Below are 17,215 nucleotides of genomic sequence, written 5' to 3' on the forward strand. Positions count from 1 at the left end.
TGTCTACAGCATCTCATGCTGAGCAATTAGGCTTTCATTGAGTGCGTAATGTTTTAAGGCGAGCGTTACGCTTAGCCAGTTTTTGGTTTTGTAATGGTAACTCTTTGGAGTAGTTGCCAAGGATACTATTAGTTGATTTGTTGCGCTTAGCTTTTTGTTGTTTGATAGCTTTTGTATATTGTAGTTGTCTTTGTGCCGCAATCGCAGTTTGCATACTCTGTTGAGAAGGTACGACATCGTAAATGGAGAGATTCAGTTGAGCCTTGTGCTTAAGTTGACTGGCATCTTGATTAGTAAAGGCTTCAGGGTTTTGATTCTGAATTTGCGCCATGGTCGTTGTGACGTTAAGATTATTTTTCTGAGCAATATACTGCGAGATTAGCCATAAATTATCGTTACGTTGAACCGTATAGCTGCCTGCTTTAGGAGTAAGCACTTGTGGAATCAATGTCACTTGCTGATAAAAGGCATCTTTGTTAGTTATAGTTTCGTCAGTTATCGCGTCAGCATCGTTAGAGTCAGCAGCCAATATCATAGATGACTGAAGGTTTAAGTCTTCTGCGATGCCTGACGATAGTGACGACTGTGTGGTATCAACAGCGAATTTTTGATTAGACAATTGAATGCGACGAGTTATTTGTATCGTGAGAACATCAAGCAGTTGATCTATCGTACGGACGGTTGTTAATTCTGCTGGGTCTTGCTCATTTCGTGCCGTGAGCGCTTGATTATCAATGCTAATAACAGTGTCAGTATTGCTGTTAATAAGGCTATTGCCTTGATATACCGATGATGTGCTTACAGTCGTATTTGATGCTTGCGACGTTTGCGGAGCTGCTGGCATGTCTATACTAGAGGCTGAAATTGGAGGTAGGTTAAAGCTAAATGGAGAGCGATTGTACTCAGTGTTGGGCGCCGTATCTTGTGTTAATGCCTGCATCTGCATAGATGTAGACGCTTTAGATGAGATAAATAACAATGGCGGAGGTGTTACATGTTTGACTATTAAAGGTTGGTCATCGAAGGTCTGGTTCATAACCAAACTAGGCGCTTGGGTGGTAGAAGTAGAAGCAATACGACTCATAATACTATTATTTGGCTGCTCGGTTAAAACGCTCTTGCTCAAGGGTAAAAGCAAAGTCTTAGGCATGACGTTACGCTGTCCCTTGTCATTGAGGGTCAATATCATGTCAGCGAATGGCAGGGCAATAGGTTGCGTAGTATTGATAATGACTTTCCCCGTGTCAGCAGAGGTAGGTACAAAGCGTACCGACATTGAGGTCGTTGGTGTCAGCCCCATTTGCTCATATACTGTGGGACTGGCTAAACCTACCGTAAAATCAGCTGAACTGATATCTGCTACCGTGATACTGGCAGCAAGCGGCTCAAATTGAGTTGAGGTAATCATGGTTTTACCAAAGCTCGCTGCATGTGCGACAGAGGGTAGTGCAGCTGAGCTGACCGAATACAGGAGCGCAATTGACACAGTATAATATATGGTGGTCAAGCGATGAGGTAAATGCCAAAACATGCACAGCCCTTTTATAGTAACTGATGAGATATTAATAGAAGCAACAATAACGTGTCGCACGTGATAAAACACAAACGCAAAGAAGTACAGCGTAAATGACAACAGACATAACTGAACTCAAAAGCCGTTACTGAGCCCATCTTATACTATTTATAATCTATCGGCCTAGCTAATCCATACATAAAACGTTTTGTTTCATCAAATATTATACTATCTATACTGATATAACAAATTAGGGTGTTCTAGCGAATAACTATTGTTTTTGCTACTTTATGTCGTTTTTGAGCTCTAATAGAAAGTGGCGTGCTTAAAAATTGATTTTATCAAGCAGCATGGCATCGCCATAACTAAAAAAGCGGTATTGGTTAGTAATAGCGTGTTGATATGCCTCTTCAATAGCTGATTTTCCTGCAAATGCTGATACCAACATTAATAAAGTGGATTTAGGCAAATGAAAGTTAGTTAACAGGCGATCTATTACCCCAAATTTAAATCCAGGATAAATAAAAATATCGGTATCACCTGACCAAGAAGTGAGCGGTTGACCATTTTGCGCCGTTTTTTGGTAAGCGGTCTCAAGGACACGGGTCACCGTAGTACCAATCGCAATCACCTTACCACCATTAGCATGGGTCTGATTGATTATCTCTGCTGTCGCTTGCGGTAAGTGGGCGTATTCACTATGCATAGTATGGTTGAGTAGGTTTTCCGTTTTGACTGGCGCAAAAGTACCAGCACCAACATGTAAGGTGACAAAAGCGGTGTTAATACCTTTGGCGGCTAAGCGCTCTAAAACAGACGTATCAAAATGCAAGCTAGCAGTAGGTGCTGCAACGCTGGCAAGTTTAGCGGGATCATGAAACACCGTTTGATAGCGGATATTGTCAGTGGCATCAGCATGACGCTCAAAGTAGGGTGGTATGGGTAGCTCACCATGAAGTTCTAAATTTGGTAAAATGGGCGCATCAAAAGCTAAAATAAATAGATTATCGCGACGTCCAATCATTACACAACCCATATTACCATCGGCTAATGATAGACGTTGTCCCAGCTTTGGCGCTTTACTGGCTTTTACATGACACAGCGCCACATTTTTATGCAGGCTTAGCGCTTCTTTAGGATTTGTATTGTTAATATCTAAAGAGTCGCCATTTAGCAAACGCTCAATCAACACTTCAACGCGACCACCCGTATCTTTATTTCCAAACAAGCGCGCTTTCATGACTTTGGTATCATTAAAAACGATTAAATCACCAGCGTTGAGAAGTTCCGGTAGCTCAGTAAATATATGGTCTTGTGGTGAGTGCAGCGGCTGGTCCTGGGAACTTGCTGGCAAGTATAATAGTTTAGAGGCTGAGCGCTGATCTAAAGGATAACGCGCAATTAGAGAGTCTGGGAGCTCATAATCGTAGTCAGCTACACTTAGATATTCTAAGGTAGTATCGTCTGCACGAGATTGGCTAGCAGAATTGGTAGAATTAGAAGTGGTCATAATTGGTCATTAAATGAAGGGTAATTTTGCCGTAATTGTAGCAGAAACTAGGTGCTAGCGCGGTCGCTATTTGGACGTTTTATAGTTATTCACTAATGACAAGTAGCAATATACTTTATAAAATAGCCTAAGTATTAAATGTCAAAAATCATTTGAAATTTACTTATTTGTAGCATGCAAAGTATCAATCAAATAAGTTCAATTGAGGTAGCTTTTGCCCAGCAGGAGTTAAAGATGAGTAAGTTACCCCGACTAATCTGATTGGTAAAGTGCGCGGAATGTCTAAAAAGAGTTTATTTAACCAATAATGAGACGATTCAGCACTGACAAAAGCTGTTGATAGAGTATGTGAGCGTGTAATTTGCGTGAAGTCAGCATATTTTATTTTTAGAGTAATCGTATAAGCAATGAGGTTTTTATTACACAGTTGGGTAAAAGCATCCGCATTCTGCTCGTATATTTGTGTCAGCAATTCCTCATTCGCGCTCAAATTATCTCGAAACGTGGTCTCAGAACCTACAGATTTATGCTGGCGCTCAGCTTTTACCGGGCGCTCATCACGGCCATGCGCAATATCATGATAAAACTGGCCACGCTTACCAAATTCGTTGACCAATAATGCAGCAGACACACGCTTGAGATCAGCTCCGGTACTGATATCCATATCATGTAGACGCTTGGCAGTAGCCTTACCTATACCGTGAAAGCGCTCAATCGGTAGGGTACTAATAAAGGCATCGGCATCTGCTGGGGTGATAACTGCTGTACCATTCGGCTTATTGAGGTCAGAGGCAATCTTGGCCAGCATTTTATTAAATGAGACACCAGCTGATGCGGTCAGGCCTGTTTGCTCTAGAATTTGCGCTCGTACCCAATTAGCCATTAAGGTTGCTGAACCTTTATGAACCTGTAGACCTGTCACATCAAGATAGGCTTCATCTAAAGACAGCGGCTCAACTTGCGAAGTTAAACTAAGCATAATTGCTCGAATATCGGCGCTAACAGCGCGGTAAACGTCAAAGCGTGGTAATACAAATAACACATCTGGACAGCGTTTACGCGCCTCATAGCAGGACATTGCCGAGCGCACGCCAAATTGTCGCACCTCATAACTAGCTGCTGCAACTACACCACGTCCGCTAGGGTCACCGCCAACCACTAAGGGCTTACCGCGAAGCTCAGGAAAATCGCGCTGTTCAACGCTGGCATAAAAGGCATCCATATCGATATGAATAATCTTACGCTGGGCTTGGTTTATAGGAGCTGTCATGAGTGCTATTTTTTACCTGAAAAATAAGACATCATAAGTATAATCAAAATGTACGAATGGGGTGAGATAAAGTAGGGTATAGCATATACAGGAAAACTTAAAATCTTGATTGTAAAAGTTTGTTGAAAGTTATAGGTTAGTCTAAAATAACTAAATTTTATCATTGGCCAGAATCGAAGCGACAGTACAAATAAGCACCTAAAGGTAATGTGGCGACACTTATTTTTTGTTTAAGTATTTCGATAAAGCACACAACATATCTAAAAGTGACTGAATAAGAGATAATACTCTTGATAGATTCTGAGACAGTGTGATAACTAAAATACATAGCAACAGACATCTAATACAGCTCACTTAAATAAGAAGGCAGTCCTGAATGACCAATAATAACCCATACAACCTCATACCTTTGCAGCCTACCGGTAGAAATGAGACGGATAGTGGCAATACCTATTCTCCTCAAGATATGATTAAGATATACGAACAACAGTTTTTAACCCCAGTATCGGAAGAAAAGCTGACTGAGTTTTTACCGTTTCTAAAAAGTTTTTATGATATTGACAATAATACTTTAGATATCTGTGCGGTGGTTTTTGAAGCAATCGCTGATTTCTGTATCATTTATAACCACAAGATAAAAGTAGGTGATTATGAGATATTGGGCGGCTTAGTAAAAGAAGAGCTTGCGGACGAAGACGGTAATGAAGAGGAGGCACAAGCTTATACTTTAGAATGCACACGTACTTTTTTCATTAACGACGTAGAGATGCCTTATCAGTTTAACTTATTTATTCATGGCGATAGTTATTCTACTTTAACCAGAAACGAGTCTTTATTAGAGAAAATATACTGGTTCGCCAGTAGTGGATTTGAAGAAAGCTTATTAGGTAATCCTGAAGATAATGAAAGTTTAGAATCTATTAATGAGCAGCTGGCAAGTTTAGGGATTCGGGAAATGGATCTGACCACCATACATGAAATAGTTGATTACGTAGAAGACAGTATTATAAATGATGGTATGGTGGATGCGCTTAATAAGCTATTAGATGCTGCAGAATAAAATGATAGTTTTAAGATGCTTTTATAAATATTAGACAAAAAAATACCGCTAACTTAAATTGTTAGCGGTATTTTAATATTGGTACCGGTGGTCGGACTTGAACCGACACGCTTTTAAAGGCAACGGATTTTGAATCCGTCATGTCTACCAATTCCATCACACCGGCGTGTTAGGATAATAAAGTTAAACTCTATCGTATTGGGTTACAGGATTAACTGTATAGGTGGCGTATTATAGCAGCCTATTGTTAGCCGTCAAGAATTATTTATGATAATTATCTTTTTTCTGACCCGCATTGCCTTAATTGACATTTTTTTAACCAACAAAGGCACGTTCAACCGCGTAATCAGCTTGCACGCCCATACGCGGTGATACCGTCAGACCAAAGTCATCTAAAATAGCGGATACTTCAGCATTAAACGGCATACTGCCGCAAAGCATAACGCGGTCATCTTCTTTATTCATTGGCGGTAGACCAATGTCTTCAAAAAGTTTGCCTGAGGTCATTAAATCTGTAACGCGACCTTGGTTTCTGAATTCTTCACGGGTAACAGTCGGGTAGTAGATGAACTTTTCGCGGAACCATTCACCAAATATCTCATCATTAGGCAATTCGTTCTCAAACATATCACGATAGGCTAAATCGCTGACACAGCGTACCCCATGTACCAAGATAATTTTGTCAAAGCGCTCATATACTTCAGGGTCACGGGCTAATGCCAAAAATGGGGCAAGTCCGGTGCCGGTTGACAGCATATACAGATGTTTACCTGGTAACAAATCGTCTAATACTAAGGTGCCCGTTGGTTTTTTGCTAACCAGTAATTCGTCACCGACTTTGATATGTTGCAAGCGTGAAGTCAGTGGACCGTCTTGAACTTTGATAGAGAAAAATTCTAAATGTTCTTCATAGTTGGGGCTGGCGATAGAATATGCGCGTAATAAAGGTCTACCATCGACAACGATTCCAATCATCGCAAACTCGCCATTGCGAAAACGTAAGCCGTCGTCACGCGTGGTCTTAATGCTAAATAAGGCATCATTCCAATGGTGAACCTCTGTGACGGTTTCGGTGCGAAGTTTTGACATAAATTCCTCGTTGGTAGCTCGTTATGGGTTTAAATAGAATGAGAATGGTATTAAATATGGGTGTTAAATTAAACATTAGATAAAAAATGGGGTTAAAAATTAGTAATAATAGTAAAGAGGAAAAATAAATTTGTCGAAATTGATACTGCGAAGGCAAGCAAATTTCCTTCAAATTAAACAAGTTACGTGGTTATTAGCGCGCCATTTATTATCCGTCTATCAAGACGTAAGTAAGGATGCAAGCTATTCTCAATAAATATGGTTGCTTATCATAACAAACTTTAAAATAAAAATCCGGCAAGTAGCGTTATCACTAGCATGATAAAATGGAATATCGTTAGCGAAAAACTTTGTATGCTCACTTATGCAAGTATTAGAGCGCTAATTTATTGTTAATAAATATTTTATGGATGTGGTTTATGCTGGGTCATTCTGAAACTAGCCATGTTGCGCCTATTATTGGCTATCACCGCGCGCCATTATCGCAGAAATTTGGCGCGCCAAGGCAGCCGAATTTAGTGGCGCTCATTAGTGTGATTGAAATGCTCGCGCCTTATGATACGCCAGCAGCATTCGTAGGCTTAGAAGGTTTTAGCCATATTTGGATAAGTTGGCAGTTTCATCATAATTATCTTTATAAAGCAAATTCTATTAATAAATTAAGTCAATCCAACCAATCTAAGAAAAAAGAGCACACAACCACTGCCAACGAAGCCACGTTTCGCCCGCAAGTACGACCGCCTCGTCTCGGTGGCAATCGAAAGATAGGCGTATTTGCCAGTCGTAGTATGTATCGTCCGTCAGGCTTAGGATTGTCGGTGGTTAAGCTTGAGCGTGTTGAAGTAGCAGAGGGGCGCGTATTATTGATGATTAGTGGGGCTGATATGATTGATGGCACACCGATTATCGATATTAAGCCGTACGTGGCCTATAGTGATGCGCTTATCAGCGCGGACAGTGGTTTTGCCGCAAGTGTGCCTACACTATTAACAGTCACTATGACGGTACAAGTACGAGATCAGTTTGTAAAAATAATATCTGATGGACAGGACTATAGAGATAGAAATAAGACTAGCGACAAAAATTCTAGTTTGACAGCCATTATTTATACCTATCAAACTCAACTTATAGAAGCAGACATTGATTATATTAATACATTGATTGCGCAAGACCCACGACCTGCCTATCGCCGTGAAGAACTAAATAAACCGTTTGTCATGCGTTATAAAAACGTTGATGTGAGTTTCCAAATGATAGGAGAGAGACAACTCCAGATAACCAACGTCAGCAACATAAACTAAGCTTGCATTAAATAATCTTAAGTTAGCTGCAGATTTACCTTAAAAATTAGATTTTAATACTCGACAATAAAAGAAGAAAAATATGCCTGTTCCAGAACTCTCCTTAGTCGTTGATTTACGCTGGTGTTTGGATGAGTTGTTGGCGGATAGAGTCATTGACCAGCGCGGTTATAACTTAGTGATGACCAGTCGCCGTGACAAAGCCCAGCATCCACTTGTTACTATCAGCGAATTTGGTCTGCCCAATGGTCATGATTTGGATAATAAAAACGAGCAGAAACTGACGCTGATTTGGCTTAATCAGTGGTTGGCTGCCAAAGCAAATATGCCAATAGTACGCATTGACCCGTTGAAGATTGATGTGCCAGCTGTGACTCAAATCATGTCATTTGAATACGCGCGCTCGCAGCATGTTTTACCGATTGAAGTTACTAATGATGAAGTCGTTATTGGTACCGATCAACCGTTTTATACGGATTGGCATGCCAATATTGATAAAATCATCAAATCAAAAACCTATCGTACGGTTTATATTAATCCTGAACAAATTAACCGTTATCGGCAAGATTTTTATCAAGTGACCCGAGCGATTGCTGGGGCAAGTTCCGCTCATAAGCGGGCAGCGGCTGATATTAGTAATGTCGAGGCTTTACTGCAATTGGGTAATAATACCAATCCTGATGCCAATGACCAGCATATTGTTAAAGTTGTCGATTGGTTGTTGCAATATGCTTTTGAGCAGCGGGCGAGTGACATTCATTTGGAGCCGCGCCGTGAGACTGGCAAAGTACGCTTTCGTATTGACGGAGTGCTGCATACCGTTTATGAGATGCCGATTGCTATTATGACTGCGGTCACTGCCCGCATTAAAATCTTAGGGCGATTGAACGTCGCAGAAAAGCGCAAGCCGCAAGATGGGCGTCTAAAAACGCGTACTCATAATGGGGTAGAAACGGAGCTGCGCTTATCTACTTTGCCGACGGCTTTTGGTGAAAAGCTAGTGATGCGTGTATTTGACCCAGAAGTATTAGTGCGCTCTTTTGCTCAGCTGGGCTTGTCTGGAAAGCAGCTAGAGATGTGGCATGAGCTGACTGCGCATCCTAATGGTATTATTCTTGTCACGGGTCCAACAGGTTCCGGTAAGACCACCACCCTTTATAGTACGCTCAAGCAATTGGCAACTGAGCAAGTCAACGTCTGTACGATTGAAGATCCGATTGAGATGATTGAGCCGGCATTTAATCAGATGCAGGTAAATACAAGCATTGATTTAAATTTTGTTGATGGTATCCGCTCGCTTATGCGCCAAGATCCTGACATTGTGATGATTGGTGAGATTCGTGATAGCGAGACGGCTAATATGGCGGTACAAGCTTCATTAACGGGGCATTTGGTATTATCGACCTTGCATACCAATGATGCGCCCAGCTCTTTAACGCGGTTGCATGATCTAGGAGTGCAGCCATTTTTGACTTCAGCGACGATACTGGGTGTCATGGCGCAGCGCCTGTTAAGAACGCTCTGTCCCCATTGTAAGCAAGCCCATACTGTGACAGCTGATAGTGAGATTGCTATTCAGTGGCAAGAGCTTGTCCAACCATGGCGCGCGTCATTACCTGAGAAAGTTTATAGCGCCCAAGGCTGTGAGCATTGTCGTCACACCGGTTATCAAGGACGTATTGGCTTGTATGAGATTATGCCCTTGTCCAATGAGCTCAAAAAGCTGGTCGCAGCTGATGCCAATTTGGATGTTATTAAACAACAAGCGTACCGTGAAGGGTTGCAACCCTTGCGTCTATCCGGTGCAAAACGTATTAGTGAAGGGGTGACGACATTGGAAGAAGTTATGCGCGTGGTGCCACTAAACTAAACTGAGCAACGATCGTTCATATAACGTCAAATCAATTTAGCATTTTATTTAGAACAGCTTCTTAAAAACGGTCACTTGAAAAATATCATAGTTAGGACAATTAAAGCTTTTATTAAAACACTTTTAAATTACGAGATTATTTATGTTTACTGATAGCCACTGCCATCTTAACCGCTTAGATTTGACTAAATATGACGGTGAGTTGTCCGGAGCAATTGCCGCGATGAAAGAAGCCAACGTCACCCGTGCCATGGCCATTATGTGTGATTTTGCTGAATATGACGAGATTGCCAATATCGTCAGCACTTATAGTGATGAGACTTTAAACTTGGGTATGAGTGTCGGAATTCATCCGTGCGAAGATATTAACGTATTACAGTCAGCAACCGTAGAACGGCTTATTGAGACAGCAAGCGCTGAGCATGTGTGGGCAATAGGTGAGACAGGGCTGGATTATTATTGGTCAACGGAGAACAAACTGGCTCAGCAAGAAAGCCTGGCGCGTCATATCCATGCCAGCCAACAACTTAAAAAACCCCTGGTCGTCCATACCCGTGAAGCTAAAGACGATACCATTGATATTCTCAAGGCAGAAGGTGCAGAGCACGGTATTATTCATTGCTTTACTGAAGACTGGGATACCGCCAAAAAAGCTCTTGATTTGGGGTTTTATATCTCGTTTTCAGGAATTGTTAGTTTTAAAAGTGCGCAAACCATCAAGGATGCTGCGCAAAAAATGCCTAGAGATAGGGTGTTAATTGAAACGGATAGTCCGTATCTTGCGCCCGTGCCAAAACGAGGGCGTCCAAATGAGCCAGCCTATGTGCCTTATGTGGCCAGTTGCCTTGCGGAGATGTACGGCATGAGCGTTGATGAGGTCGGCGTGCTGACTGCAAAAAACTTCGAGAATTTGCTAGCACAGTATCACTAAAATCGTTATGCTATGACCAGTCAGTCATTTACCGAATATAGTTGTTTAGCTGCTCGTTGCGGCTAATCCTTAACAGGTTTTAGGAGAGGTCATGAGTCGCCAGCATCAGTTCAAAGCACGAGAAGAGAATATCTTAGCGATGGCTGAGCAATTGTTGCTTGAGTCTGGCAATGGTGATATTACTTTGGACAGTCTTGCTGACCAGCTTGATTTGGCAAAAGGTACCTTGTATAAGCACTTTTCCAGTAAAGATGAGCTGTATTTGCGTATTATTATTCGTTATGAAGAGCAGTTATTCGACATTAATCGCATTGATGATTGTGCATCAGCCGGCGTTGCCCGAATGATTCTTCAGCAGTTACTAAATCCACAAAAAGCCATGCTGCTCAATCAAATTGAAGAACGTCTGGCGGCTTCGGTGACCGGGCTTAATCGCCTGTTTGGAGAATTGTATGACATTCGCCGCCAGCGCATGAAGCGTCTGATTGATATTATTAGTGTTTATCTTCGAGATGAACGCAGTATTTTGAGCACTCGTGATTATCTATCTTCAATTTGGGCGATGGGACAAGGCGGTGCTGGTCTACTAAATTCTAGCTTTTATCAGCGTTATTTAGGTCGCCGTGATACCTTGCGCTATGCTTTAGTACAGCAGATGTTAGATTTGCCCAGTCACTATCCGTCCTCCGCGCGTAATGAAGAGGTGAGGGATGAGGATATGCATGAGCTGGTCGAGCAAATTGAGACTGAGTCGAAGGCACATCGCAATACCGCTTATTGAAAATAGCATTTTATTAAAAAGCGTCTGTTAAATTAAGATTTAACTTAAGTTAATAATTAAATTAAAACTATGACTTCAAAAAGCTTAGCCGGTCGCTATGGGCATCGGTTAAGCTCTTAGTATCTTCTAACCTTTGTACTTTCTCTCTATTTTTATACATCCTGATAATAGGTATATTATGCCGGTCACTGCTAAATCTCAGTCCAGCGTCGCGCCTTGCCTATCAGCAGATATGTCTGCAAAATCTATCAAGTCTGGTCAACGTACTAAATTTAGCCAATTTAACCAATCAAATAAATCTGTAGTAGCCAGCACGCAGGCTGGTTTTACGCTGGTTGAAATCGTGGTGGTAGTGGTTATTATCTCTATCTTTGCTGGCATGATGAGCTTGTCGGTTGGTAGTGGTGAATCGCGTAAGAACCGTGCTTTTTATGAGCATCTCACTGATTCGTTAAGCTACGTGCGTCTGCTATCCGCTGAGCGTATGCAGCCGATGGGCTTGAGCTTGCAATCAAATAAACAAGGGCAAGTCACGCCAGTTATCGTCACCTTATCCAATCCTTATAGCCCTTATCAAACCTCAGCTAACCCCGCCAATAACAACGATAGTACGCCCAAAAATTCAATGGAGCTGTCCACTAATTTGTTAGCGACTAATGGTGAAAAACAACCCACACCGAGTTGGGAGTTGGAGCCAGAAGTGACGTTGCCAGAGCTACCGCTTGGGGTAAGTCTAAATATTCAGAGCTTAGAGGCCAGTAGTATGAGCACTGGCAGCGCTGAGGTAGAAACGCGCACGTTACAACCTTGGTTTAGTGACCAAACTGTGCCGCAAGTATTGTGGTTTGGCACGGGGCAAGCTGCGCCGGTAACTATAGAGGTTCGGCATCAGTCGCGCTTGGTTGGTGAAGTGATTACTATCATGCCTGATGGCAGTATCACCATTGGACAGGGGTTATAACTGATGTCCAAAACTGATCAATCGACCAGTAAAAACGTCGTTAATAAATTGATAATTCCTAAACCTCTATTAGTAAAACGTGAAAGTGGCTTTACACTCATTGAAGTGATAGTAGCGCTGGCTATTTTAGCCGTGGTAGCGGTTGCGGCTAGCCGTGCCAGCAGTGCCTATTTAAGCTCAGTTGATGTGCTGCGAACACGTACGCTCGCACACTTTGTGGCACAAAACGCAGCAGCTGATTTACGTATTCAAGAGACATGGCTGACGGCCAATCGTACTCAAACTGTCAATGCTCAAGGTCGTGATTGGCAAATTAATATGACCACTACCGATACCTTAACTCCAGCCTTAAAAGACGTTAATATTGCGGTTGCACCCATTATCAATGGTCAAGCACGAGCAACTGTCACTGATATCAACGTGCTGCTAAGTAATGCTAAGCAAGATATCGGCAGTATGGATTTGGGTAGCTTAAATAAAGCGCGAGGCCAGCGGTGAGACCACAACGCGGCTTCACCTTACTTGAGCTGATGGTAGCGATGGCGATATTTGCGATGTTAGCGGTCTCAGGCTGGCAAGTATTTGATAGCGTTAATCGAGCGCGTGAACGAGCGCAATACCATGCCGATAATTTGGCAGTATTGCAATATGCTTATCTACAGCTACAGCAAGATATGGGGCAAGTCATTGCCTATCAAGCACCTGCTGCTCAAAATAATAATGCTGAGAATACGCCTAATCCCTCCAACCCAAACAGCAATCAAGCCGCAGTTATTGTTACTGAACCTTTTATGAGTTTGGATGGCGAGCATGTTAGCTTTGTGCGTTTTGCTGACCCTGACCCACGCTATCAAAACAGTCCTAGCATCCAACGTATTGAATATATTCTTGCTGATGAGCGTTTGATTCGCCGCCAATATACTAGCGTTCAAGAGGGGCGTGATAGTATCAGCCTAGATACCATACTACTTGAAGGGATAAGTGCAGGGCGCTGGCAGGCTTATTTACCTGAGATCAGTACAAAATTCCCCAATGCAGATGCGAAAAATAGTCAGAGCAATAATAATAGTGTAGTAGGACAACCAAGCAATTCTGCTGTCGGTGATGTGGAAACGATGCTGCTGCCTAAAGGTATTGGTGTTAGTTTCACTTATCAAGATATGCCAATTACTTGGCAATGGGCGCTGACCCCGCAAGCCATTCCTCAAAACAGCATTAATAATCCGCAGAACAATAACCCTAATAATCAGAATAATAATAACGCTAATGGCAATAATTCTAATAACAGCAATAGCAGTAACAATAATGGTTCGCAAAACAATGCAGGCAATAACTCCAGTTCTAATAATCCGCCAGTAAGTTAATAAGGATTCAATAAAATAAATCGCTTATGATAAACACAGCAGACTCTCAGCGCGGTGTGGCACTATTGACCATTTTACTATTGGTGGTCAGCATTACTGTGGTTGCAGGGGCGATGCTGGCCAGTCAAAAAATTGCTATTCGCCGCAGTGGTTTACTATTTAACCAAAATCAGTTACTACAAGATATCAATGCTGGTCAGCAGTTGGCAATTACTATGCTGCGTGCAGATGCCAAGCTTAATGATACCGATAGCATGCAAGATATTTGGGCGCAGCCGCTACCACCTTATACCTTGGGCTCACATAGCATTACTGCTGAACTGCGTGATGAAGGCAGTCGTTTTAATATCAATAATCTTTATCATGATGGCGCAGCTGATAGCGTAGCATTAGATGTATTTCAGCGGCTTTTAACCCAACTAAATTTAGAGCCTGACATTGCTATTGCGGTGCTAGATTGGCAGGATACAGATAGTGAAAGTTATAAAGATGGCGGTGATGAAGCAGTGGTTTATGCACAGCAGGCAGGTAATAGTCAATCTGGGAATAGTGCCGATAAGACCTTGCCCAATCAGCCGTTTATAGATATTGAACAGTTGCAAGAGGTACGCGGAGTAAGTGCTGACGTGTTGGCGACTTTGCGCCCTTATATCACTGCTGTGCCTTATTACTTACCTATTAATGTCAATACTGCCAGTCCAGTGGTGTTGGCGGCGTTGATAAAGGGCGGTACTGTTGAGCAGATGCAAGCATTGACTGAGCTGCGCAGCCAGCAAGTATTAGAGTCTATTGATAATCTATGGCAATTGCCACAGTTGGGTGCTTTAAGTGATGAGCAGCGCCAAGCTTTAACACCAATGCTAGCAGTGGATAGCCAAGCTTTTACAGCACTTATCACTGCGACCGATAACTCAAATATGGGTGCGGCGCGCCAGCGTTATGCCACAGTGTTGATTAGTAAAACCAAAATTAATACTGCTGAAAATAGCGTTGTTAGTAATGGCAATAGCAATACAAATTCTACGGGCAACAGTAATGGTAATAACAGTACCAACACCAATAGCAATGAGGCTAGCGACAGCGCTAAAGAGATTCGAGTAATCTCGCAACGCTTGTGGGCATTTCGACCCAGTTTCTAGTTATTCAACAACCAGTCACTTAAAAGTAAATAATTAAGAGCCGGTTAGTTAAAAATTATTTATATAAAATCAGTCGTTAAGGCGGGTCTCTTCGCTCGACTTCCAATTATAAGCGCCATAAAACAGCATTTGTGCTTGGCGAGTGCAATTGTGTAGCATCAATTGTTTCTTATCTTCAATCTCTGTCAAATTAATTTCGTCATCATGAGCTTCAGAATAAGTCAGCTCCAGCCAGTCGATTATCCAAGAAAAGAACATATTGACTCCAGCCTCAGCAAGCAGGCGGCGGTCATAAGCATTGATATGAGCAAAAGCAGGTTGCAGCGCTAAATCTTCTCCTAAAATCTGTGCATGCATTTTCATCAATGTATTGATTGCTTTGCGCACTGCTTCTGAGCCACCAAAACGTTCGCTCACTAAAAACTGCCAATAGTGTGGCTGGGTACTGACTGTTTGCAAAAACAGCTGAATACTTTTGGCGATTTGCCGATCAAAACTACGTTTGCGCCCAATTTGTAGGCTATTACTTAATATCGCGAGCGTACTGCCTAACTCCTCAACCACTAGCGCCTGACCGAGCGATTCCATATCATCAAAATGTCGATAGAAGGCGGTCGGCACCACACCGACCTCACGCGTCACTTGCCGTAAGCTGATGGAGCTAAAAGATTGGCCGGTCATACAAAGGTCTAAGACTGCGTTAAAGAAGGCACGCCGGGTTTGAAGTTTTTTTTGTTCGCGACTGCTCATAATGTATCAAAAGTTAGTTATTAGAGGTTTATCATACTCACATCGCTGCAAAAATACGACTGAAATCCCTATCTATCTTAAATACAGCAAAACTCCATATGGCAAATTTGCTATACCATTGTCCCCCAATGGCCTTGTAGTTCTTGCGCCAATCGATAAGCCTCATGGTCATTCATACCGGTAATAAAATCTAAAATATTAAGAATATTATGATAAATATTGTCTGATAATACGCGTTGATGTTCAGCAAGATGTGGCTGTAGCAAACTTAATAACCGTTGTTGCTCAAAAGACATTGGCGCAGCTTGCAACGCTGCTACTTGAGTCCAAGCTAGCGGCATAAAAGCATCAAGCAGTCGGTGCAAGCATTGATTGGCCATCAGCTCCATCCTTACTTTACTGGGATGATTGAATATCTTCTCACGTGCCAGCTGCTTTGCCTGAGTGATACCGTTTTGTACTGCTGCATCACAATGGGTAAATAAACTACCAGTTAGAGTTCCTGCTAGCATTGCATCGCTATTGGCAACGAAGGCATCGGTGACAGTATTAACCAAACGCATCATGGCTCGTGCCCTTAGAGAAGCTAGACTTTGCCTAATCGACATTGTTAGCGGTAAAGTTATCGTGTCAGGACGCTCGCCAATCAGCTCATATAGGATACGGGCCACTTCCTTGTAGCTGAGCATACCAAGATGAACACCGTCTTCTAAATCTATCAGCGCATAGCAAATATCATCGGCGGCTTCTAGCAAATAGGCAAGGGGATGACGGGCGTAGCCACCATGTTGTGCTGAACGTGGCAGATGCAAACAAGCCGCCAGCTCTTCTAATTGTGCCGCCTCACTAGAGAAGCTACCAAATTTTTGCGGATTTAGTGTTTTATTATTATGACTATCATTGCCATTGCTATGAGTGGCCAACCACGGATACTTCATAAAGGCGCCAAGGGTCGCGCAAGTGAGACGCATGCCACCTGCATCTGGATGACGCTCATTGCTTACCAACAGTCGAAACCCTTGGGCATTGCCTTCATAAGTAGTGATATCCAAACGCTCATCAGCGCTTAAATATTGCAGCACTGACTCACGCTCAGGATTTAAAAACCAATCACGAATGGCATATTCGCCGGCATGACCAAACGGCGGATTACCGATATCATGAGCAAGGCAAGCTGCTTGGACAATCACGCCAACATCGGCAGGTGTGACTCCGGCTGGCAAGCCCTCTGCTAATACGTCATGCAGCTTTTCTGCAGCCATCATTCCTAGTGAGCGCCCAATACAAGACACTTCCAATGAATGAGTCAAACGGGTATGAATACCCAATTGATTGGTTAAGGGGTGCACTTGAGTTTTTTGATTAAGCTGACGAAAGGAGTGGGAGAACACCAGTCTATCGTAATCTTTATGAAAGGCGCTACGGACACTATCGGGGGTTGGTGGTAATTTATCACTACCCAAGCGCTGTGCACTAAATAGTCGTGCCCAGTGTTCGGAAGAATTGCGTGGTTCATCGAATTGATTGCTCATAAATAATAGTCCATTATTATTATTTTAAACTTTAAAGTTAACTGGCTTTTCCAATAATTGTTAAACTTAGTATAGTAAAAAAGCCAGCACAAAGGCTGACTTTTAGTTGTTCAATATCAAAGTGATATAAATAACAATATTAGG

At 42.4% G+C, this 17,215-nt stretch carries 15 protein-coding genes and 1 tRNA gene; 9 read left to right on the forward strand and 7 right to left on the reverse strand.

All coding sequences use genetic code 11. The features are described from left to right. Nucleotides 1–34: 34 nt before the first annotated feature. From ES754_RS01050 to dinB, 3 genes are all read right to left on the reverse strand, one after another. Nucleotides 35–1,531, reverse strand: a complete 1,497-nt coding sequence (locus ES754_RS01050) for a type IV pilus assembly protein FimV (RefSeq protein WP_147221268.1) — start codon at nucleotides 1,529–1,531, stop codon at nucleotides 35–37. A gap of 307 nt (nucleotides 1,532–1,838) precedes the next feature. Continuing rightward, on the reverse strand, nucleotides 1,839–3,023 hold the full coding sequence (gene queA / locus ES754_RS01055) for a tRNA preQ1(34) S-adenosylmethionine ribosyltransferase-isomerase QueA (protein ID WP_147221270.1): 1,185 nt from the start codon (nucleotides 3,021–3,023) through the stop codon (nucleotides 1,839–1,841). 184 nt (nucleotides 3,024–3,207) lie between these two features. Then, nucleotides 3,208–4,293: a DNA polymerase IV gene (gene dinB, locus ES754_RS01060; protein ID WP_147221274.1), complete on the reverse strand. Its 1,086-nt coding sequence runs from the start codon at nucleotides 4,291–4,293 to the stop codon at nucleotides 3,208–3,210. A gap of 376 nt (nucleotides 4,294–4,669) precedes the next feature. Between dinB and ES754_RS01065 the strand changes: the two genes are divergently transcribed. After that, nucleotides 4,670–5,353, forward strand: coding sequence for a hypothetical protein (locus tag ES754_RS01065; RefSeq protein ID WP_147221276.1), 684 nt, complete (start codon nucleotides 4,670–4,672; stop codon nucleotides 5,351–5,353). A 79-nt stretch (nucleotides 5,354–5,432) separates the two neighbouring features. Here ES754_RS01065 and ES754_RS01070 read toward each other — a convergent pair. Both ES754_RS01070 and ES754_RS01075 read right to left on the reverse strand, forming a co-directional pair. Continuing rightward, a tRNA-Leu gene (locus ES754_RS01070) sits at nucleotides 5,433–5,519 on the reverse strand. A gap of 149 nt (nucleotides 5,520–5,668) precedes the next feature. Continuing rightward, nucleotides 5,669–6,442 (reverse strand): ferredoxin--NADP reductase, encoded by a 774-nt coding sequence (locus tag ES754_RS01075; protein WP_147221278.1) that lies wholly within the window; start codon nucleotides 6,440–6,442, stop codon nucleotides 5,669–5,671. A gap of 419 nt (nucleotides 6,443–6,861) precedes the next feature. Between ES754_RS01075 and ES754_RS01080 the strand changes: the two genes are divergently transcribed. The 8 genes from ES754_RS01080 to gspK all read left to right on the forward strand — a co-directional run bounded on the left by ES754_RS01080 (nucleotide 6,862) and on the right by gspK (nucleotide 14,789). After that, entirely contained in the window at nucleotides 6,862–7,743 is an 882-nt protein-coding gene (locus ES754_RS01080; RefSeq protein ID WP_201538795.1) for a tRNA (N6-threonylcarbamoyladenosine(37)-N6)-methyltransferase TrmO, read from the forward strand. Between the two features lie 82 nt (nucleotides 7,744–7,825). Further along, entirely contained in the window at nucleotides 7,826–9,613 is a 1,788-nt protein-coding gene (tfpB, locus tag ES754_RS01085) for a type IV pilus assembly ATPase TfpB (protein WP_147221280.1), read from the forward strand. Between the two features lie 142 nt (nucleotides 9,614–9,755). Next, complete coding sequence (locus ES754_RS01090; RefSeq protein WP_147221282.1) at nucleotides 9,756–10,544, forward strand: TatD family hydrolase; 789 nt, start codon at nucleotides 9,756–9,758, stop codon at nucleotides 10,542–10,544. 91 nt (nucleotides 10,545–10,635) lie between these two features. Then, nucleotides 10,636–11,325 (forward strand): TetR/AcrR family transcriptional regulator, encoded by a 690-nt coding sequence (locus ES754_RS01095; RefSeq protein ID WP_147221284.1) that lies wholly within the window; start codon nucleotides 10,636–10,638, stop codon nucleotides 11,323–11,325. Nucleotides 11,326–11,503: 178 nt separating this feature from the next. Continuing rightward, nucleotides 11,504–12,286 (forward strand): prepilin-type N-terminal cleavage/methylation domain-containing protein, encoded by a 783-nt coding sequence (locus ES754_RS01100; RefSeq protein ID WP_201538794.1) that lies wholly within the window; start codon nucleotides 11,504–11,506, stop codon nucleotides 12,284–12,286. Nucleotides 12,287–12,289: 3 nt separating this feature from the next. Further along, nucleotides 12,290–12,784 carry a type II secretion system minor pseudopilin GspI gene (gspI, locus tag ES754_RS01105; protein ID WP_147221286.1) on the forward strand — a complete coding sequence of 165 codons (495 nt, stop codon included), beginning with the start codon at nucleotides 12,290–12,292 and terminating at the stop codon, nucleotides 12,782–12,784. Beyond that, complete coding sequence (gene gspJ, locus ES754_RS01110; protein WP_147221288.1) at nucleotides 12,781–13,650, forward strand: type II secretion system minor pseudopilin GspJ; 870 nt, start codon at nucleotides 12,781–12,783, stop codon at nucleotides 13,648–13,650. The genes gspI and gspJ overlap by 4 nt, the downstream gene beginning before the upstream one ends. 26 nt (nucleotides 13,651–13,676) lie before the next feature. After that, on the forward strand, nucleotides 13,677–14,789 hold the full coding sequence (gspK, locus tag ES754_RS01115; RefSeq protein ID WP_147221290.1) for a type II secretion system minor pseudopilin GspK: 1,113 nt from the start codon (nucleotides 13,677–13,679) through the stop codon (nucleotides 14,787–14,789). A 69-nt stretch (nucleotides 14,790–14,858) separates the two neighbouring features. Here the strand turns inward: gspK and ES754_RS01120 are convergent, their stop codons facing one another. Both ES754_RS01120 and ES754_RS01125 read right to left on the reverse strand, forming a co-directional pair. Beyond that, a complete protein-coding gene (locus ES754_RS01120; RefSeq protein WP_147221292.1) occupies nucleotides 14,859–15,539 on the reverse strand; it encodes a TetR family transcriptional regulator in 681 nt (226 codons plus the stop codon). 110 nt (nucleotides 15,540–15,649) lie between these two features. Then, nucleotides 15,650–17,071: a deoxyguanosinetriphosphate triphosphohydrolase gene (locus ES754_RS01125; protein ID WP_147221294.1), complete on the reverse strand. Its 1,422-nt coding sequence runs from the start codon at nucleotides 17,069–17,071 to the stop codon at nucleotides 15,650–15,652. Nucleotides 17,072–17,215: the final 144 nt, after the last annotated feature.

Origin of the sequence: Psychrobacter frigidicola (assembly GCF_007997305.1) — a bacterium.
In the GTDB taxonomy this organism is placed as follows: Bacteria; Pseudomonadota; Gammaproteobacteria; order Pseudomonadales; family Moraxellaceae; genus Psychrobacter; species Psychrobacter frigidicola.